The sequence below is a fragment of the Xanthobacter aminoxidans genome (assembly GCF_023571765.1).
GTDB lineage: Bacteria > Pseudomonadota > Alphaproteobacteria > Rhizobiales > Xanthobacteraceae > Xanthobacter > Xanthobacter aminoxidans.
Genome location: NZ_JAMJXC010000011.1, coordinates 37,927 through 56,186, shown reverse-complemented (window position 1 = coordinate 56,186; position 18,260 = coordinate 37,927). Strand labels below are relative to the sequence as shown.

18 protein-coding genes are annotated in these 18,260 nt (G+C 68.5%); 15 read left to right on the top strand and 3 right to left on the bottom strand.

Annotated elements, in window-relative coordinates:
* Window positions 1–237 precede the first annotated feature (237 nt).
* The 6 genes from EJ105_RS16860 (at window position 238) to EJ105_RS16835 (ending at window position 6,495) form a co-directional block, all read left to right on the top strand.
* Complete coding sequence (locus tag EJ105_RS16860) at window positions 238–942, top strand: GntR family transcriptional regulator (protein WP_250167247.1); 705 nt, start codon at window positions 238–240, stop codon at window positions 940–942.
* Window positions 943–1,047: 105 nt separating this feature from the next.
* Window positions 1,048–1,827, top strand: a complete 780-nt coding sequence (locus tag EJ105_RS16855; protein ID WP_024280710.1) for an SDR family oxidoreductase — start codon at window positions 1,048–1,050, stop codon at window positions 1,825–1,827.
* Between the two features lie 65 nt (window positions 1,828–1,892).
* Window positions 1,893–3,026: a pyridoxal phosphate-dependent aminotransferase gene (locus EJ105_RS16850; RefSeq protein ID WP_029555608.1), complete on the top strand. Its 1,134-nt coding sequence runs from the start codon at window positions 1,893–1,895 to the stop codon at window positions 3,024–3,026.
* A gap of 164 nt (window positions 3,027–3,190) precedes the next feature.
* A complete protein-coding gene (locus tag EJ105_RS16845) occupies window positions 3,191–4,096 on the top strand; it encodes an alpha/beta fold hydrolase (protein ID WP_250167246.1) in 906 nt (301 codons plus the stop codon).
* Window positions 4,097–4,297: 201 nt separating this feature from the next.
* Window positions 4,298–5,545, top strand: a complete 1,248-nt coding sequence (locus tag EJ105_RS16840; RefSeq protein ID WP_250167245.1) for a Zn-dependent hydrolase — start codon at window positions 4,298–4,300, stop codon at window positions 5,543–5,545.
* Window positions 5,542–6,495: a cupin domain-containing protein gene (locus tag EJ105_RS16835; protein WP_250167244.1), complete on the top strand. Its 954-nt coding sequence runs from the start codon at window positions 5,542–5,544 to the stop codon at window positions 6,493–6,495. The genes EJ105_RS16840 and EJ105_RS16835 overlap by 4 nt, the downstream gene beginning before the upstream one ends.
* A gap of 2 nt (window positions 6,496–6,497) precedes the next feature.
* Here EJ105_RS16835 and EJ105_RS16830 read toward each other — a convergent pair whose 3' ends face one another.
* Both EJ105_RS16830 and EJ105_RS16825 read right to left on the bottom strand, forming a co-directional pair.
* Window positions 6,498–7,124 carry a glycosyltransferase gene (locus tag EJ105_RS16830; RefSeq protein WP_245272312.1) on the bottom strand — a complete coding sequence of 209 codons (627 nt, stop codon included), beginning with the start codon at window positions 7,122–7,124 and terminating at the stop codon, window positions 6,498–6,500.
* Between the two features lie 94 nt (window positions 7,125–7,218).
* Complete coding sequence (locus EJ105_RS16825) at window positions 7,219–7,407, bottom strand: hypothetical protein (RefSeq protein WP_024280704.1); 189 nt, start codon at window positions 7,405–7,407, stop codon at window positions 7,219–7,221.
* 172 nt (window positions 7,408–7,579) lie between these two features.
* On the opposite strand from EJ105_RS16825, the gene budA reads away from it, so the two are divergent.
* On the top strand, window positions 7,580–8,413 hold the full coding sequence (gene budA, locus EJ105_RS16820; protein WP_038192622.1) for an acetolactate decarboxylase: 834 nt from the start codon (window positions 7,580–7,582) through the stop codon (window positions 8,411–8,413).
* A gap of 15 nt (window positions 8,414–8,428) precedes the next feature.
* Here the strand turns inward: budA and EJ105_RS16815 are convergent, their stop codons facing one another.
* A complete protein-coding gene (locus EJ105_RS16815) occupies window positions 8,429–8,977 on the bottom strand; it encodes a hypothetical protein (protein ID WP_051678792.1) in 549 nt (182 codons plus the stop codon).
* A 316-nt stretch (window positions 8,978–9,293) separates the two neighbouring features.
* Here EJ105_RS16815 and EJ105_RS16810 point away from each other — a divergent pair, with 316 nt between their 5' ends.
* From EJ105_RS16810 to EJ105_RS16775, 8 genes are all read left to right on the top strand, one after another.
* Window positions 9,294–10,232 (top strand): helix-turn-helix domain-containing protein, encoded by a 939-nt coding sequence (locus EJ105_RS16810; protein ID WP_250167243.1) that lies wholly within the window; start codon window positions 9,294–9,296, stop codon window positions 10,230–10,232.
* Window positions 10,233–10,369: 137 nt separating this feature from the next.
* On the top strand, window positions 10,370–11,341 hold the full coding sequence (locus EJ105_RS16805; protein WP_250167242.1) for a c-type cytochrome: 972 nt from the start codon (window positions 10,370–10,372) through the stop codon (window positions 11,339–11,341).
* A gap of 26 nt (window positions 11,342–11,367) precedes the next feature.
* Window positions 11,368–11,862: a lipocalin-like domain-containing protein gene (locus EJ105_RS16800; RefSeq protein ID WP_250167241.1), complete on the top strand. Its 495-nt coding sequence runs from the start codon at window positions 11,368–11,370 to the stop codon at window positions 11,860–11,862.
* Between the two features lie 388 nt (window positions 11,863–12,250).
* On the top strand, window positions 12,251–13,954 hold the full coding sequence (locus EJ105_RS16795; protein ID WP_250167240.1) for a diguanylate cyclase: 1,704 nt from the start codon (window positions 12,251–12,253) through the stop codon (window positions 13,952–13,954).
* Between the two features lie 117 nt (window positions 13,955–14,071).
* Window positions 14,072–15,412: a sn-glycerol-3-phosphate ABC transporter substrate-binding protein UgpB gene (ugpB, locus tag EJ105_RS16790; protein ID WP_250167239.1), complete on the top strand. Its 1,341-nt coding sequence runs from the start codon at window positions 14,072–14,074 to the stop codon at window positions 15,410–15,412.
* Between the two features lie 23 nt (window positions 15,413–15,435).
* Window positions 15,436–16,317 carry an ABC transporter permease subunit gene (locus tag EJ105_RS16785; RefSeq protein WP_250167238.1) on the top strand — a complete coding sequence of 294 codons (882 nt, stop codon included), beginning with the start codon at window positions 15,436–15,438 and terminating at the stop codon, window positions 16,315–16,317.
* On the top strand, window positions 16,314–17,177 hold the full coding sequence (gene ugpE, locus EJ105_RS16780; protein ID WP_250167237.1) for a sn-glycerol-3-phosphate ABC transporter permease UgpE: 864 nt from the start codon (window positions 16,314–16,316) through the stop codon (window positions 17,175–17,177). The genes EJ105_RS16785 and ugpE overlap by 4 nt, the downstream gene beginning before the upstream one ends.
* Entirely contained in the window at window positions 17,177–18,244 is a 1,068-nt protein-coding gene (locus EJ105_RS16775) for an ABC transporter ATP-binding protein (protein WP_250167236.1), read from the top strand. Before ugpE ends, EJ105_RS16775 begins: the two co-directional genes overlap by 1 nt.
* Window positions 18,245–18,260 lie beyond the last annotated feature (16 nt).

The window sequence follows — 18,260 nt, the reverse complement described above, 5'->3', positions numbered from 1 at the left end:
TGCCTCTTTCTTCTTTGTATAATGAGCGCCCATCGGCGCATGCGAAAGAACGGTGGTCATGCCTTCCCTGCTAGCAATCGACATGCCACACTTCTTGCAAGGACACTCTATGGACCGCACGCCGGGCGTCAACCACTGAAGGTAACGGGACATTGCGCGTTCCGGAGGCCCTTGGATGGATGCCGCGGTTGCGTTGATGTATACTGAACTGCAATTTCGAGAATGCAAATGGCTATCATGAGTGCACAAGAAGGCAGCACCTGCCTGCCGCTTGATCAGAATGGTCGCTCCGGCCTGCCCGGCGAGACCCTGGCTGATCGCATCCGCCGCACGCTGGAGGCGGATATTTCCTCCGGCCGGCTGGAGCCGGGCTCGAAGCTGGACGAACAAGAGCTTGCCGAGCAGTTCGGCGTGTCCCGCACCCCCGTGCGCGAGGCCTTTCGGCTGCTTGCCGCCAGCCATCTGGTGGAATTGCGCGGCCGGCAGGGCGCCGTCGTGCGCACCATTTCCGCGCAGATCCTGATCGAGATGTTCCAGGTGATGGCCGAGCTGGAGGGCCTGTGCGCGCGCCTGGCGGCGCGGCGGGCGAGTCCCGCGCAGCTCGGCCGAATCGAGGCAATTCACAAGCGTCTGGAGGAGGTTAGTGCGTCAGGCGACGTGGATCTCTTCTATGATGTGAATCAGGAGTTCCACGAGGCGGTCTACGAGGCCTCCTGTAACGGCTTCCTCGCCGACCAGACGCGTCGCCTGCGCAACCAGGTGGCCGCCTATCGCCGCCGCGTGACCCACCGCCCGAGCCGGATTCCCAAGACATTGAAAGAACATGGCGAGGTCATCGCGGCCATCCGCGTGCACGATGACGAGGCCGCCCAGCGCGCCATGCGGGACCATGTGAACCTGCTGGGGGACGATCTTCTGGACTTCCTCGCCGCCTATGGGTGACCCACTTCTGAGCGTTTTTTGAATTTCTTGGTATGCATATTGCTAGAGTTTGTATATCCAATTTGGCGACCCCTTCGGCGCCACCTGCCCATCGGAGATGCAAACTTGAAGCTCGACCTCACCGACAAGACCGCCCTCATCACCGGCGCGTCCAAGGGCATCGGCCTTGCGACGGCCCGCGTGTTCGCGGCTGAAGGCTGCCATCTCCATCTCGCCGCCCGCAACGGCGAGGCCCTCGCCGAGGCCAAGGCCGAGATCGAGGCCGCCCACGGCGTGAAGGTGTGGATCTATCCGGTGGACCTCGGCTCCACGGAAGCCATGGAGAAGCTGGCGGCGGACGTGGGTGACGTGGACATCCTCGTCAACAATGCCGGCGACATCCCGGCCGGCTCGCTGGACGTGGTGGACGATGCGTCCTGGCGGCGGGGTTTCGACCTCAAGGTGTTCGGCTACATCACCCTCTCGCGCGCCTATTACGCCCGCATGCGCGGCAAGGATGGCGTGATCGTCAACGTCATCGGCAATTCCGGCGAGAACTGGGATGCGAGCTACATCGCCGGCTCCACCGGCAATGCCGCGCTCATGAGCTTCACCAAGGCGCTGGGCGGCGCGAGCCTGAATGACGGCGTGCGCGTGGTGGGCGTGAACCCCGGCCCCGTCGCCACCGACCGCATGCTCAAGATCATGAAGCGCAAGGCCATCGACATGCTCGGCGCCGAGGAGCGCTGGGAAGAGCTGTTCGACAAGTATCCCGGCAAGCGCCCCGCGACCGCCGAGGAAGTGGCCGATCTCGTCGCCTTCCTCGCCTCCCCGCGCGCCGGCTACATCACCGGCACCAACGTGACCATCGACGGTGGCATCTCCGCCCGCGGCTCGGTCATCTGACGCATCCGTTTGCCGGCGCCGCCGCGACGGCGGGCGCCGGCCCCCCTTTCGAGGAAACTGCCTTCATGTCCTCCGCCCGGCTGCGCAACCGCTATTTCGATACCCTGTTCTCCACCCCCGGCCTCATGTGGATGGGCCAGAACACCAACCACATCGCCGCCCATCCCGCCGTGGAAGAGGCCATGATCGCCTCCATCCGCGCGCAGGAATACAATGCCTACGCGCCCCCGCTGGGCTTCGAGGCGCTGCGCGCCGCCATCGTGGACGACCTCGGCACGCCGGGGGCCGAAGCCCTCATCACCGAGGGCGGCGTGAATGCGCTGGCCCTCGTGTGCCGCGCCCACTGCCGGCCGGGCACCACCTTCGTCACCACCGATCCCACCTGGAAGTGGCCGTGCCTGTTCGCCACCCAGATGGGCGCCGAGGTGATCGAGATCCCGATCTACGACCCGGCCGTGAACTACAAACTCACCCCCGAGGCGCTGCGCGCCAACGTGGATGAGCGCACCGCCATCATCTATCTGGTGGACCCCAACAATCCGCTGGGCATCCGCTACACCCGCGAGGAGATCGAGGCGTTCTGCGAGATCGCCAAGGAGTGCGGTGCGCTGCTGGTGCACGACTGCACCTACCGCGACTTCGCCGATGGCCATTATCCCGCGCTGCTGGCGGCGCCGGATCGCGCGCTGGTCTCGCTCTCCTTCTCCAAGTGGCTGGGCCTCGCCGGCATGCGCATCGGCGCGCTGGTGGGCGCGCCGGAGCTGCTCGACGCCTGCTCGGCCCGCACCACGTCCGTGCTCGGCGCGAGCGTCCTCGCCCAGCGCGCGGCGGAGGCGGGGCTGAAGGTGAAGGGCGAGTGGATGCAGACGGTGCGCCGCATCGACCGCGCCAACAAGGCGAAGATCCACGACGCGGCCCTCGCCATCGAGGGCCTGAGCGTGCCGGTCTATCCTTCCCACGGCAACTTCCTCGTCATCGAGACCGAGGCGGCGGGCATCCGCCCCGAGGCCCTGGTGGAGGCGGCCCGCCGCAAGGATCTGATGATCCGCCAGGGCACCTACCACACCGCCCGCTTCGGCGACCGCTTCATCAAGGTGTCCACCTCGGTGCCGGAAGACTGGGCCGACCGCTTCGTGGAGCTGCTGCCGTCGCTGGTGGCCGAGGCCCGCACGTTGAATGACGTGCCGGCGCAGTTCTGAGGACGGGTTATTCAGGACCGTCATCCCCCGGCTTGTCCGGGGGATCCACGGAATGGCTTGTTTGGATTCGCGGACAGCGCACCAGCGGCGGAGTGGATGCCCCGGACAAGCCGGGGCATGACGGCATCTAGTTTGAGACCATTCCCCCTCAAGGGACCATTGCCATGACCTACGCAGACCTCACCGCGACCCACAAAATCCCCGCCAAGGACGGCGTGAAACTCCATGTGGAGGAGGCGGGGCAGGGCACGCCCATCCTCTTCATCCACGAATTCGGCGGCAATCACATGAGCTGGGAGCCGCAGATGCGGTTCTTCGCCCGCCGCCACCGCTGCATCACCTATGCCGCGCGCGGCTATGCCCCTTCCGACATCCCCACCGACGTGGAGGCCTATTCGCAGGCCATCGCGGCGGATGATGCGGTGGCGGTGCTGGACGGCCTCGGCATCGAGAAGGCGCACATCGTCGGCCTCTCCATGGGCGGCTTCTGCACCGTCCATTTCGGCCTGCGCACGCCCGAGCGGGCGCTCTCCCTCACCGTGGCCGGCGCGGGATACGGCTGTGAGAAGGCGCATGAGGAGTATTTCCGCGGCGTCTCCCTCGCGGTCGCGGAAAACTTCGAGAAGCTGGGCGCGAAGGAATTCTCCAAGATCTACGCGCTTGGCGCGAGCCGCGTGCAGTTCGAGGTGAAGGACCCGCGCGGCTGGCGGGAGTTCGCCGACCGCCTCGCCACCCATTCGGACATCGGCGCGGCGATGACCATGCGCGGCGTGCAGGCGCGCCGACCCTCCTTCTGGGATCTGGAAGAGGGGCTGAAGAAGATGATGGTGCCCACCCTCGTCATGGTGGGCGACGAGGACGACCACTGCCTCCAGCCGGGCATCTACCTCAAGAAGATGATCCCCGCCTGCGGCCTCAGCGTCTTCCCCAAGGCCGGGCACACGCTGAATCTCGAGGAGCCGGCGCTGTTCAACGCCCAGCTCGCCGAGTTCATCGCGCAGGTGGAAGCCGGCAAATGGCTGCCGCGTGACCCGCGCGCCATCCCCGGTCAGATCATGCGCACCGCGTGAGGCGATGATGGACGGTGCGCGCACACGCCTCCCGGACCAGCGACGGCATAGCCGGAGCGCCGAGCCGGGACCCAGGAGAGACGTCCGCGCAGCGGTCAAGACCCCTGCGGCGGCAGGGGTGTCGCGCCTTCGGCGCGTTCTTGCGCTGGGTCCCGGCTCTCCTTGCGCTGCGCTCCAGTCGGCCGGGACACGAGGCATGGCATGACGACACCATCCATCTCCCCCGAACGCCTCATGTCCCGCCTGATGGGGCTCGCCGAGATCGGCGCGCTGCCCAAGGGCGGGGTAGACCGGCAGGCGCTCACCGAGGGTGAGATCGAAGCGTGGCGGCTCATCCTGACACGGGCCGCGGAGGAGGGGCTGGAGGCGGCGTGCGACGCTGCCGGCAGCCTCTTCCTCACCTTGCCCGGCGCCGACCGAACGCTGCCGCCCATCCTCGCCGGCAGCCATATCGACACCCAGCCCACCGGCGGCAAGTATGACGGCGCGGCCGGCGTGATGGCGGCGCTTGAGGCGGTGGTGACGCTGAAGCACGCGGGCGTAAAGCCCCGCCGCGACCTCACCGTCGTCGCCTGGATGAACGAGGAAGGCTCCCGCTTCGCCCCCGGCATGATGGGCTCGGAAGCCTTCGCCGGCGTGCGCAGCCTCGCCGACATCCGCGCCGTGACGGATGCGGAGGGCGTGAGCGTCGCGACCGCGCTCGATGCGCTCCACGCCGCCTTCCCCGATCTGCCGCGCCGGCCCCTCGGCTTTCCCGTCGCCGCCTATCTAGAACTGCACATCGAGCAGGGGCCGGTGCTGGAGGCGCAAGGCAAGGTGGTGGGCGTCGTCACCGGCATCCAGGGCAAGAAGACGTGGGAAGCCGTCATCGAAGGCGCGCCCGGCCATGCCGGCACGCTGGCCATGGCCGAGCGGCGCGATGCCCTCACCGCCTTCGCCCGCATGGCCCACCGGCTCTATCCCGAGGTCGGCGGCCACGACGATCAGGTGATGTTCACCATCGGCCGGCTGGTGATGGAGCCCAACGCCCCTTCCGTGGTGCCCGCCCGCGTGACCTTCCGCGTGGACCTGCGCCATCCCGACGGTGTGGCGCTGGACCTGCTCGGCGCGCGCTTCGAGGCCATCTGCGCGGAGGAGGCGGCGCCCTGCGGCCTCACTTTGACGCGCCTCGTCGATGCCCCGCCCAACGGCTTTGATGCCGGCCTGATGGCGAAGATCACGGCGGCGGCCGCGCGTCACGCCATTCCCGCCATGCCCATCCTCTCCGCGGCCGGGCACGACGCGCGCCACCTCGCCAAGGTGTGCCCCAGCGCCATGATCTTCATTCCCTGCCGCGATGGCGTGTCCCACGCCGAGCATGAATTCGCCGAGCCCGCCCACATCGCCGCCGGCACGCAGGTGCTGGCCGACGTGCTGGGTGCGCTGGTTTCCGAGGAGACCGCATCATGAGCCAGCAAGCCGCCGTGCGTGAAAAACCCGATATGGCCGATCTGCCGGCCCAGATGCCCGCCGCGCCCCACAGCCCGGCGGAGGCGCGGGCGCGCTACTTCAATTCCGGCAACGCCTTCAACATCAAGCTGCCGCCGGTGCCGAGCCGCCTGTTCACCGACGAGCCGGCGCGCGCGCTGGCGGATGGCGCGACCACCGGCTTCATCCCCTGCGACCAGTCGGACGCGCTGGCGTGCGCCTTCCCCGCCACCACGCCGTTGATGCTGGCGCGCTATGCGGTGGTGGCGGCGGGCGCGCGCTTCACCGTCGACCTCAGGGCCACCGGCTCCATCTGGTACGTGATCGCGGGGCGGGGGCAGGTGGACTGCCTCGGCGAGAGCCTTGCGGTTGCGCCAGGCGACGTGTTCCTGCTGCCGGGCTCGCCCGCGCGCATCACCGCCGGGACGGAAAAGCTCGTGCTGTGGGTGGTCTCTAACGAGCCGCAGCTCGCCCTCAATGGCGACCTGCCGCCGGACGAGGCGCGCCGCCCCGTGGCGGTGGTGCATTATCCGGCCGCGGAGATCGCCCGGCAGGTCGACATCATCTACGACCACGCCCAGAACAATCAGACCTCAGGCATCGCCCTCATCTTCTCGTCGGAGCCGCAGGCGGCGGCGCGCAATATCCTGCCGAGCCTCACCTTGTCGCTGAACACGCTGCCGCCCGGCGAGCACCAGCGGGCACACCGGCACAATTCCGCGGCCATCACCCTCGTGCTCCAGGGCGAGACCTGCCACTCCATGGTGGATGGCGCGCGCTGCCCGTGGCGCCAATGGGCGACGCTGGTGACGCCGCCCGGCGCCCCGCACTCGCACCACAATGACGGCAGCGAACGCGCGCTGTTCCTCATCGTGCAGGATGGCGGGCTGCACTATCACGCCCGCACCATGGGCTTCAGCTTCCTGGAGTGAGATCAGGCCGGGATGAGCTCGGGCGCCTTGCCGGTCTCGGGCAGCAGCACGCGGGGGCGCAGCACGTGGATGTGGCGGCGGCCGATGCGGGCGACGAGGCGGCGCTCGGCCTTGGATCCCTGGGGATGGCCGCCGAGCCTGTCGTAGTAGCGGCGGGAGATCAGCAGGCCCTGTCCCGGCGCCGGCAGGCCGATGACGGCGAGGCGAGCGGCGGCCATGGCTTCTCCGAGGCGGGGACGCAGGCCGTAGCCATCCACGGCGAGGCGGAAGGTGGCGGCGAGCCGGTCCGCCTGTCCGCGCCGCTGGGCGGTCTCGATGAAGGCCAGCACCTCGCGCGGCCAGCCTTCCTCCAGCATGGAGCCATCGGTGAGGAAGAGGAGCCAGGAGCCCCGGCCCTGCGCCGCGCCCTGCTTCAGCCGGAGGCCGAGATCCTGCGCGCCTTTGAAGAAATTGCAGCCGGCGGCATCGGCGATGGTGGCCGTGCCATCGGTGGAGCCGGAATCCGCCAGCGTCACGTCGCTCAGCACGCCGGCCGTCACGCCCTGCACGAGCGCGGACAGCACCGGGACGAGCCGGCGCTCGGAATTGTGCGTTGCGATGACGGCGGACAGCACGGGAAACGTTCTCACAGGGCGTTTCCCAGCTATACCTCTACCGACGTGCCGCGTCGATGCCGCAATGCAACATTCCTGACGGATGCGTCATCCGAACCCGGCGGCCGCGCTATTTCGGGCAGGGCACTTCCTTGTAGACCGCATCGGCGAACTGCTTCACGCCCACGTTGATGCGCAAAGGCGAGGTCCAGGTCTGGTAGGTGACGATGCCCCGGGTCATGGAGATGACCTTGTAATTGTCGAGGCCCTTCGTCTTGTAGCACTTGCCGGGCTGAATATCCTCTTCCTTCAAAGGCATGGCAAAAATCCGCTGGCGATGGCAATGCCGCCAGTATGGGTTCGCCCGTCCGCCGAATCAAGAATGGCCCCGCCCGAGCTGGCGTTCTGCCGGCGCGCCCCCGTTTGCCTCGGCCTCCTGAATCTGCTCTTGGAGGGCGATTGCCTCTGAGATGGCCGGAGAGACGGACCCCATGCCCCGCATCGAGATCGATCTTCCGCTCTCCCTCAAGACCGCGCTGGAGCAGGAGGCGGCCCGGTCGGGAAAGGACCTCGGCGCGCATATCCGCGCCATCCTCGCCGACCACCTGAAGGCCGAGGTGCACACGGTGTTCCAGATCTCCACATCAGGCGCGCTGGTGGCGGGGGTCTACGACCGGGAGGTCAGCGTCGGCGCGCTCCTGGAGCATGGGGACTTCGGCCTCGGCACCTTCGCCGGGCTCGATGGTGAGATGGTGGTGCTGGACGGCAAGGCCTTCCAGGCGCGGGCCGGCGGCGAGGTGCATGAGGCGCCGGCGGAGGCGGGCTCGCCCTTCGCCGTGGTGACGCGCTTTTCCGCCGATCAGGTGGGGGAGACGGAGGGCGTTACCAGCTTCGACGGCCTCGGTGCCGCCTGCGACTGCTTCCGCTCCTCCAACAACATCTTCCACGCCGTGCGGCTCGACGGGCGCTTCAAGCGCGTGAAGGCCCGCGCCGTGTGCCCGCCCAAGCCCGGCACCTTGCTGGCCGATGCGGCGAAGACCCAGAGCGAATTCACCTTCGAGGATGTGGATGGCACGCTGGTGGGCATCTGGTCGCCGGCTTATTCCGCCGAGTTCAGCGTGGAAGGCTACCACTTCCACTTCCTCTCCGACGACCGCAGCCAGGGCGGTCACGTGCTGGAGGTGGAGGCGGGGCCCTTGAGGATCGCGGTGGAGAATTTGACCGACTTCCACCTCATCCTGCCCGAGACCGAGCACTTCCTGAAGGCGAACCTCGACCAGGACGTGGCGGCGACCCTCAGCAGCGTGGAGCGCTCGCACAGCTAGGCGGCGCCCGCCGCCTCAGTCGGCGGCGGCGTGGCGGCTAAACAGGATGTGCCGCATCCGGTCGGCGCCGATGGCCCGCGTGACGTTCTTGAAGGCGAAGAACGGTAACAGCGACACGAACAGGATGACGGACACGATCAGCGCGCCCACCAGCCCGCCGCCACCGATCTCGATCTCGTTGGCGGTGATGGCATGGCCGCTGAACTTGGCGATCACCGAGCGTTCGATGACATGGAAGACGAGAAAGAACAGCGTGCAGATCGCCGCCTCGTAGAAGATGACGAGGATGAGAGGCCGGCCCCTGAGCCAGCGGGCGACCTCCAGCTCCTCGATCACCAGCATCACCTTGGCGAGCACCAGCGCGTTGAGGAAGGCGAAGCCCTGGAAGGTGACGGTATCGCCGTGCGCGCGCTCCACCAGCGCCTGATTGAGCACGAACAGGCCGAGCAGAACCCACAGATACAGGAACAACACCACGAAGCTGCGGGCCTGCCGGATGGCCATCCCCTTCAGCGCCGCGGCCCGGCTGGCGGTCCCCTCGGCCTTCGGATTCCGCTCGCTCATGCCCGCTCTCCCCCTGTTGCGGCCCGCCCGATGTCGTCGCCGGGCCGCGACCTCCTCCGCGTGACGCATGTGGCGCGGCGTGGCGGGGGCGTACATGCGCGGGAAGACGAAGGCAACACGGAGACGCTCAAGCTCCCTCTCGTCGCGGCGCCATCGGCGATGCCGTTGCGGCAGGTAATCGTGCTGCGCTCCGCGCTGCGGATGATGGTTCGCAATGGTATAGTCGCCTGTTTTCGCGATTCCGCCGCTGCCCTCCTCACGTTTCCGCGCAGTCGAATTGCGGTTGTCGCTGCGTCAAGGTGGCGTCGGGAGAGACATGTTGCAGGGTGGCGGTATGGAAATGCTGGGGCGGGTACCGGTGACGGTGGAGGAGGTCGCCGATCATCCCGATTATCTGCGGGCGCGGAAGCTCTATTGCGACAGCTTCCTCGCTCTGTTCGACCGCAACCCGTTCCTCATCCGCCTGCTGACGGATTCCAGCCGCTACCTCCTGTTCACCCTCTCGGTGATCCTCAACGCCAATCACGATGGGGACCGGCGGGAGACCTGGTTCTCGGTGGGGCGGCTGAAGCAGCAGATGGCCGCCTTCGGCATGACGAGCCCGCGCCATGTGGACCACCTCATCGAGCGGATGCAGGCGGTGGGCTTCGTCGAGATCAGCCACGCCCCGCGGGATCGCCGGGTGAAGCTGCTCCGCCTCACGGAGAGGATGCTGGCCCACGACCGGGAGTGGATGGCCACGGACTACATCATCCTCGACACCCTGTGCCCCAGGAACGGCTATGCCGGCGTGCGCAACCGGGACCCGGCGGTCCACGCCGCCATCCGGCGCCAGTCCCTCGCCTTGCTGCCCGAAGGTGCGCGCCTGCTCTGCGAGCAGACGGATTTCCTCCTGTTCTTCAGCCGGCCCGGCGGGCTCATGGTGCTGGAGGCCCTGTTCGAGGCCGCCTTGTCCTCCCCCGATGGCCGGGAGTGCCCGTTCGTCTTCGGCGACGTGGCCCATCGCTTCGGCCTGTCGCGCTCCCACGTGCGCGGGGTGATGCAGGATGCGGAGGCGGCCGGCTTCATCCGCCTGCATGGCCGCGGCGGGCGGGCGGTGGAGATCCTGCCCCGGCTCTGGCGCAGCGATGCCATCGGCCACGGCGTCGGCGCCCGGCTGCGCGACATCGCCTTTCTGCGCGCCTCGGCAGAGCTGGCGGCACAGGCAGGCGACCCGGCGGAACCTGCCGATACGGTATGGGTGAAGCAGGCGTGATCGTGCGCGCCGGGCGGACGCATCCGCCCGTCAATAGACGCAAACTTTGCCATCCATCACGCCTGCGGCCCCGATAATAATCTGCGCGGCGCCGCATCAGGGGGTGGCTGCCGATCTCGCACTCATCGGGGCCGCAGATGTTTTTTCCGTGCCGGCTGGCGCGGGGCGTTATCGTCGCCGCAGCCTGCCTCCTCGCCTCGGCCGCCGGGGCCGACGAGGCGCCGCCCGTCTGGGCCTATCCCATCGCGCCGCCGGACACGGTGCCGCCCAAGGACGACGGCACGGTGCGCCATGTGCCGGGCAGCAGCCGGGGCTATACGCTGACCGAGATCCGCGATCTCTTCGTGGCTCGCGACTGGTTTCCCGACGCCCATCCGCCCATGCCCGCCGTGGTGGCTGAGGGGCGCCACCCCGATACCCGGCCCTGCGGCGTGTGCCACCGGCCCGAGGGCGTCGGCGGGCCGGAGAATGCGAGCCTCGCAGGCCTGCCGGCCGACTACATGCTGCGGCAGATCGACGACTTCCGCAGTGGCGCCCGCTCCACCGGGGTCAAGGCGCGAACCCACGTCTTCCGCATGATCGCCGCCCTCAGGAGCCTGAGCGAGCAGGAGATCGCCGAGGCCGTCACCTATTACGCCGCGCTGAAGCTGCCGCCGCGCATCAATGTGGTGGAGGCCGACACGGTTCCCGCGAGCACGGTCCCCTCCTGGTACTACACGCCGAAAAAGGACGGGACATCCGAGCCGCTCGCCGGTCGCATCATCGAGATGCCGGACGACGAAGAGAATTTCGTCAACCGCGATTACCACGTGACCTTCACCGCCTATGTCCCGCGCGGCAGCGTCGCGCTGGGCGAGCGCATTGCGAATGAGGGGCTCGGCGCGCGCATCCCGGCCTGCGTCGCCTGCCATGGCGAGGGACTGAAGGGCATCGGCGACATCCCGCCGCTCGCCGGCCGCTCGCCGTCCTATCTCGTACGGCAGCTCTACGAGTTCAAGCATGGCCTTCGCAATGGCCCCTTGGCCGCGCCCATGCGCGCGAACACCGAAGAGATGAGCGAGCCGGAGATGGTGGCGCTCGCCGCCTATGCGGCGTCCCTGAAGCCCTGATTGCCCCGAAAGACTGGAGAACAGCCATGCGCATGAGGACCTTCATTCCCGCTGTCGTTGTGGCGCTCGCCGCGTGCAACGCCGGCACGGCCCTGGCCGCGGATACGCTCGGCGCCCGGCTGGTGGGCGCGTGGAAGATCGTGAGCGTGTACGACGCGTTCACCGACGGGTCGCGGCGCGACACCTGGGGGCCGGGCGCGCAGGGCCTCGTCGTCTTCACCCCCGGCGGCCAGTTCAGCGCCATCATCGTCGGCCGGGACCGGACGCCACGGACCGGCGGCGTGCCCTCCGAGCCGGTGGGGCCTGCCATGGCCTATGCCGGCGCCTACAGCGTCGACGAAGCGGCGCACACCTTCTCCAACACGGTCTGGCAATCGACGTTTCCCCAATGGCAGGGCCAGACTCTGCTGCGCACCATCGAGGCGCTCGACGGGGACCACCTGAAGGTCAGGGCGGCGCCCATCACCGATGCCACCGGCCGGCAGTTCGTGCCGCATCTGGAGCTCGATCGCGTGAAATGACGCGGGCCTCTGGCCCCTGCCGGGCGCCCGCCCGGCTTTCAATGGAATCCCACCAGCTAGGCGATGGCGCGACCACGCCGGGCAATCCTCCGATGGATGGTGGGCAACTGGCGCGGCCCGCCGGCGCTCCTCCCCGCAGGGGAGCGTGAAGATCCCGGCGTGACGACCTCCCGCCATCCGGCGGCCGCGCCCTTTTCCTGATCCCTGTCGGTGGTATCATGAGGGGTAATTAGCAAGCTTAGACTTGTCATTCCGCGCCGCCGCAGCCCCGCGTGGCTGACCATAGGCGATTTCGATCTTTCCCTTTAAGGTGGTTGCGCGGAGGAAAAGATTCGCGTCGAAGCTTAGGGGCGGCTCGATCCGCCATGAGCTCCAGCGGAGTGTTGCGGTGACCGGCCGGCATTATGATTTCTTCGCCGACCTGCTCGACGGCATGGACATGGGGCTATGCCTCTTCGATGCGGACGACCGCTGCCTGTTGTGGAACAACACATTCCTGAAATTTTTTCCGGAGCATGACGGCCACGTCCATGTGGGCGAGCCCTATGAGGCGAACCTCCGGCGCTTCTACGCCGCCCGGCTCGACCCTTCGGAGCTGGCCAACATCGAGCGCTACATCCGCGACGGGGTCCTGCGGCATCGCACGCAATCGCGCGCCTTCGTCTTCGACCATCGCGGCCGGCGCCTGCGCGTGAATGCCCTGACGGACTCCGATGGTAATCGCGTCCGCATCTGGCAGGCGCTCGTGCAGGAGCCGGCGGAGTCCGAACGGAGCGACGCGCAGCGCGGCTTCTCCATCGACCTGCTCGACCATATTCCCGACGGGGCCATGGTGCTCGACCAGAACGACCTCATCATCGCCGCCAACGACGAATTCCGCCGGCTCTATGGCGTGCGTCCGAGCGAGACCGTGGTCGGCCAGCCGTTCGCCGCCGTGGTCCGCCGGGCCTGGGCGGCGGCCGGCCGGCCCGACGAGCAGCTGGAGCCCGGGCTTCTCGACAACATGCGCTTCGCCGGATCGCCGTTCGAGATCGAGCTGCCGCGCGATCAATGGCGCCGTGTCATCGCCCGTCGCACCAGCGACGGCATCGGATATTTCACCCATTCGGACATTTCCCTCCTCAAGCGCCAGCAGGCCGACCTGCTGGTGGCGGAACGTCGGGCGTGGGAGGGGGAGCGGCGCTATCGCCTGCTGGCGGAGAACTCGACCGACGTGATCGCCGCGATCTCCGGCGACCGGACGATCCGCTTCATGTCGCCGGCCTGCAGCCGCATTCTCGGCTGGGGGCCTTCTGAGATGCTCGATCGCGACGTGATCGATTTCCTCCACCCCGATGAGCAGCCCATGTTCCTGGCGGCGCTCTGCGCCGGCGAGGGAAGCGGTCTTGGCCGCAGCGCCGCTTTCGTGTGCCGGGTCCGTGCCCGCCATGACGACTGGGTGTGGATGGAAGCCTCCATCGGAGCGGTTCAGGAGACGACGCTCGACGGAGCCGACATCGCCTTCATCTGCTCGCTGCGCGATGCCCGCGAACGGGTGCTCGCGGAGCGGGCGCTCAAGCGGGCGCACGAGGAGCTGGCGCTCATCGCCGGCAGCGATCCGTTGACCGGCCTTGCGAACCGGCGCCGCTTCGAGGCCATCTTCGATGAGGAATGGCACCGGGCGGGACGCGAGCGGCTGGCGCTGTGCCTTGCGATGGTGGATATCGATCGCTTCAAGGCGGTCAACGACACCTTCGGGCATCTCGCCGGGGACGAATGTCTCAAGCGGGTGGCGATGGTCATCAAGGCCAATCTCCCGCCCGGAGCCGGGCTGGCGGCCCGCTATGGCGGGGAAGAGTTCGTGCTTCTGCTTCCCAATGCCTCCGGAGGGCAGGGGCAGGCGCTTTGCGAGCGCATCCACAACGATCTCAAGCGGGAGCCGTGGTCGGCGGTGGCGCCGGGCCTCGACGCGGTGACTGTCAGCATCGGCCTCTGCATCGCGCGGGCCCCGCAGGGGGCCAGCATGGCCGGGCTGATCCGCATCGCCGACGAGGCGCTCTACAGGGCCAAAAGCGCGGGGCGGAACTGCACGGAGGTACAGCATGCCGTCTGAGGGTGGCTGCTTCGCCGGAAGGTCACGCGGGCGTCATCCCCCCTTGGCAAGGTCGCGCGCCTTTTTCCACAATTGAACCGCGCCGCGCTTGCGCCCGTCCGCGTCCAGGAGGTGTCGATGAATCGCCGCGAACTGCTCGCCGGAACCGCCGCTTCTGCCGGCCTCGCGCTGGTGCCGGGCCTCGCCCTTGCGCAAGGCGCACCCGTGCAGATCACGTTCTGGCACGCCATGGCCGGCCCTCTCGGCGACGAACTGAAGCGGCTCTGCGACGCCTTCAACGCCGTCCAGAAGGCGGTGGTGGTGGAACCGGTGTTCAAGGGCACCTATCCCGAGACCATGACCGCCGCCATCGCCGCCTTTCGCGCCGGCAAGGCGCCGCATCTGGTGCAGATGTACGAGGTCGGCACCGGCTCCATGCTGGCCGCCGGCGCGGCGGTGAAGCAGGTCTGGCAGCTCGCCGAGGAGACCGGCGTCCGGCTCGATCCGGCCATCTACATGCCGGCGGTGCGCAGCTACTACAGCCTGCCGGATGGCCGCATGGCCTCCATGCCGTTCAATTCGTCGACCCCCATCATGTGGTGCAACAAGGACCTGTTCGAGCGCGCCGGCCTTGATCCCGAGCGGCCGCCGGAGACCTGGGAGCAGGTGATGACGGCGGCCGAGGCGCTGCGGTCCAAGGGCGGCGCCAAGGTGGGCATGACCACAGCGTGGCCGACCTGGGTGCATCTGGAATGCTTCGGCGCCATCCATGACGTCCCGTTCGCCACCAGGGCCAACGGCTTCGAGGGGCTCGACGCCGAGCTGGTGTTCAATTCCCCGCCCATGCGCAGCCACATCACCCGCCTTCTGGAAATGGCGAAGGCGGGCACCTTCACCTATGCCGGCCGCGGCGCCGCCGGCGACAGCCTCTACCCGGCCGGCGAGACCGGCATCTCCTTCAACTCGTCCGGGATCCGCGCTGCCGTGGTGCGCGACGCCCGCTTCCGTCCCATGGCGGCGCAACTGCCCTATGATCCGGCGGTGCGGGCCACACCGAACAATTCGATCATCGGCGGCGCGAGCCTGTGGACCATGACGGCGCCCGACCGGTCGGCGGCGGAATACAAGGCCGTCGCCAGCTTCCTCGCCTTTCTCGCCCGGCCCGACACCGATGCGTCCTGGCACCAGCGCACGGGTTATGTCCCGGTCACGCTGGGCGGCGCGGGCCTCTCGCTCGCCCAGGGCTACTATGCCCGCAATCCGGGCGCGGACATTCCCATCCGCCAGCTCAACCGCGGCGAGGTCACGGTCAATTCCAAGGGCTTGCGCCTCGGGCGGCTGACCGAGATCCGGGCCATCGTCGAGGAAGAGTTCGAGACCGCCCTGCAGGGCAAGCAGAACGCCGGGGCCGCCCTCGACACGGCCGTGGCACGCGGCAACAAGGTGTTGCGCGAGTTCGAGAAGTCCGTATCCAGATAGGTCCTGCGGAGCACGGCCCGGTCATGGAGCGGCGAACGATCTTTCCGGGCTGGGCGACGCCCGCGCTGCTGCTGGTGCCGCAGATGGCGCTGACCGTGCTGCTGTTCCTGTGGCCGACGGCGGTGGCGGTGCGCGCGAGCGTCATGCGCGCCGATCCGTTCGGCCTCAGCGAGACCTTCGCGGGCCTCGACAATTTCACCGCGCTCTTCACTGATCCGCTCTATCTCGCCGCCATCGGGCGCACGCTGGTGTTCTGTGGGGCGGTGACGGGGCTGGCGCTCGGCCTCGCGGTCCTGCTGGCGGTGTTCGCCGACGCGGACATCCGCGGGCGGGGTGCCTACCGGGCGGCGCTGGTCTGGCCCTATGCGGTCGCGCCGGCGGCCGCGGGCGTGATCTGGGCGCTGCTGCTCCATCCGCAGATCGGCGGCGTCGCCGGCCTCCTGAAGCATCTCGGCATCGCCTGGAACTACAAGCTGAACGACACGCAGGCCATGATCGCCGTGGTCGGCGCCTCCGCGTGGCGGCAGGTGAGCTACAATTTCATCTTCGTCCTCGCGGGCCTCCAATCCATCCCGCGCACCATCATCGATGCCGCGCGGATGGACGGGGCGCGCGGGTGGCGGCGGTTCCGCACCATCCTCCTGCCCATGCTCGCGCCGACGCTCGCATTCCTGGTGGTGGTGAACCTCGTCTATTCCGCCTTCGAGACCTTCGGCACCATCGAGGCCCTGACGCAGGGCGGGCCGGGCCGGGCGACGCAGACCCTGATGGTGAAGGTCTATCGCGACGGTGTGGTCAATCTGGACCTCGGAGCCTCCGCCGCCCAGTCGGTGGTGCTGATGGCCCTCGTCATGGGGCTGACGGCGTTGCAATTCCACTTCCTCCGGCGGCGGGGCGGGCGATGACGGGGGCGGATCTGCGCGCCCGGCTGCGGGGAAATCTCGTGGCCGGAAATCTGGTGGCCCACGCGGTGCTGCTCATGGGCACGGCCCTGTTCCTGCTGCCCATCTGGCTGGTGTTCGTGGGGTCGACGCTGGACAGCGGCGCCATCAACCGGGGCGATATCGGCCTCCTGCCGCGCCTCGAAGGCCTTGCGATCTACCCGCGCCTGCTTTCGCCCGCGCCCGGCGGGGTGCCCGTGTGGCGCATGCTGGCCCTTTCCTTTGCCATGGCGCTCGCCATCGCCGCCGGCAAGATCGCGGTCTCGCTGCTCTCGGCCTATGCGGTGGCCTTCTTCCGCTTTCCCGGCCGCATGCTGTGCTTCTGGCTGCTGTTCATCACCCTCATGCTGCCGGTGGAGGTGCGCATCATCCCCACCTTCGCGGTGGTGGCGGATTTCGGCATGGTGAACACCTTCGCCGGCCTCGTCCTGCCGCTCACCGCCTCGGCGACGGCGACCCTGCTGTTCCGGCAGGCTTTCGTGCTGGTGCCCGACGAACTCGTGGAGGCCGCCCGCATGGACGGAGCCGGTCCCTGGCGGTTTCTCCGGGACGTGCTGATCCCGCTGTCGCGGACCAACATGGCGGCGCTGTTCGTCATCCTGTTCGTCTACGGTTGGAACCAGTATCTGTGGCCGCTGGTGGTGGCCACCGACCCGCGGCTCGACACCATCACGGTGGGGATCGTGCGCATGATCGGCCCGGAATCCCGCACCGCCTGGAACGAGGTGATGGCGACCGCCATCCTCGCCATGCTGCCGCCCACGCTGGTGGTTCTGGCCATGCTCCGGTGGTTCGTGAAGGGCCTTACGGAGAGCGAACGCTGATGGCCGGGCTGGTCCTCGATCAGGTGCGCAAGAGCTTCGGCCGCACCGAGGTGCTGCGGGGCATCGACCTCGATGTGGCGCCGGGCGAAATGGTGGTGGTCGTCGGGGCGTCGGGCTGCGGCAAGTCCACGCTTCTGCGGCTCGTCGCCGGTCTGGAGCAGCCGAGTTCCGGCCGGATTATGCTGGATGGCGAGGACATCACCGCGCGCGATCCCGCCGCGCGGGACATCGCCATGGTGTTCCAGCACTATGCGCTCTATCCGCACATGAGCGTGTTCGACAACATGGCCTATGGGCTGAAGGTGCGCCGCCTGCCGCGCGCCGAGATCGCCGCGCGCGTGGAGGAGGCCGCCCAGATGCTGCACATTTCGCCGCTGCTGGGCCGCAAGCCGCGCGAGCTGTCCGGTGGCCAGCGCCAGCGCGTGGCCATCGGCCGGGCGGTGGTGCGCAAGCCGCGCCTGTTCCTGTTCGACGAGCCCCTGTCCAGCCTCGACGCGCGGCTGCGCACCTCCATGCGTGCCGAGATCAAGCGCCTGCAACGCCGCCTTGGCGTCACCAGCCTCTATGTGACCCACGACCAGCATGAGGCGATGAGCCTCGGCGATCGCATTCTGGTGCTGAACGAGGGCCGTCCGGCCCAGCTCGGACCGCCCATGGAGATCTACGCCCGCCCGGCCGACACCGCTGTCGCGGAGCTGATCGGCGATCCGCCCATGAACCTGCTTCCCGGATGGCTCGACGCCAATGGCCGGGTGCGACTGGAGACTGGCGACGCGGGGAACGGCCGGTCGGTGCTCGTTGGCATCCGTCCCGAGGATGTGGCGGGCGGGCGCCCCGACGGCGACGGGCTGGCCCTGGGCTTCACCCCGGACACGGTGGAGCCGATGGGCGCCGAGGTGCTTCTGGTGGGGCGCCTCGAGACCGGCGCCGCATTCTCGGTGCGCACGCTGCCGGCGAGTTTCGCGCTGGGGTCCCGCCTCGATTTCCATTGCCCGGCACAGCGGCTGCACCTGTTCGATCCGGGTTCGGGGCAGCGCATCGGGCCGGCCGGTCCGGCGGCCCGATGATGCGCCGCCCCCCGGC

Excerpts from the sequence above, each read along its gene's own strand:
- EJ105_RS16860 (WP_250167247.1), top strand. The coding sequence starts at position 238 with ATGAGTGCACAAGAAGGCAGCACCTGCCTGCCGCTTGATCAGAATGGT.
- EJ105_RS16785 (WP_250167238.1), top strand. The coding sequence starts at position 15,436 with ATGGAGCGGCGAACGATCTTTCCGGGCTGGGCGACGCCCGCGCTGCTG.
- ugpE (WP_250167237.1), top strand. The coding sequence starts at position 16,314 with ATGACGGGGGCGGATCTGCGCGCCCGGCTGCGGGGAAATCTCGTGGCC.
- EJ105_RS16805 (WP_250167242.1), top strand. The coding sequence starts at position 10,370 with ATGTTTTTTCCGTGCCGGCTGGCGCGGGGCGTTATCGTCGCCGCAGCC.
- EJ105_RS16845 (WP_250167246.1), top strand. The coding sequence starts at position 3,191 with ATGACCTACGCAGACCTCACCGCGACCCACAAAATCCCCGCCAAGGAC.
- EJ105_RS16850 (WP_029555608.1), top strand. The coding sequence starts at position 1,893 with ATGTCCTCCGCCCGGCTGCGCAACCGCTATTTCGATACCCTGTTCTCC.
- budA (WP_038192622.1), top strand. The coding sequence starts at position 7,580 with ATGCCCCGCATCGAGATCGATCTTCCGCTCTCCCTCAAGACCGCGCTG.
- EJ105_RS16800 (WP_250167241.1), top strand. The coding sequence starts at position 11,368 with ATGCGCATGAGGACCTTCATTCCCGCTGTCGTTGTGGCGCTCGCCGCG.
- EJ105_RS16835 (WP_250167244.1), top strand. The coding sequence starts at position 5,542 with ATGAGCCAGCAAGCCGCCGTGCGTGAAAAACCCGATATGGCCGATCTG.
- EJ105_RS16815 (WP_051678792.1), bottom strand. The coding sequence starts at position 8,977 with ATGAGCGAGCGGAATCCGAAGGCCGAGGGGACCGCCAGCCGGGCCGCG.
- EJ105_RS16775 (WP_250167236.1), top strand. The coding sequence starts at position 17,177 with ATGGCCGGGCTGGTCCTCGATCAGGTGCGCAAGAGCTTCGGCCGCACC.
- EJ105_RS16810 (WP_250167243.1), top strand. The coding sequence starts at position 9,294 with ATGTTGCAGGGTGGCGGTATGGAAATGCTGGGGCGGGTACCGGTGACG.
- ugpB (WP_250167239.1), top strand. The coding sequence starts at position 14,072 with ATGAATCGCCGCGAACTGCTCGCCGGAACCGCCGCTTCTGCCGGCCTC.
- EJ105_RS16840 (WP_250167245.1), top strand. The coding sequence starts at position 4,298 with ATGACGACACCATCCATCTCCCCCGAACGCCTCATGTCCCGCCTGATG.
- EJ105_RS16825 (WP_024280704.1), bottom strand. The coding sequence starts at position 7,407 with ATGCCTTTGAAGGAAGAGGATATTCAGCCCGGCAAGTGCTACAAGACG.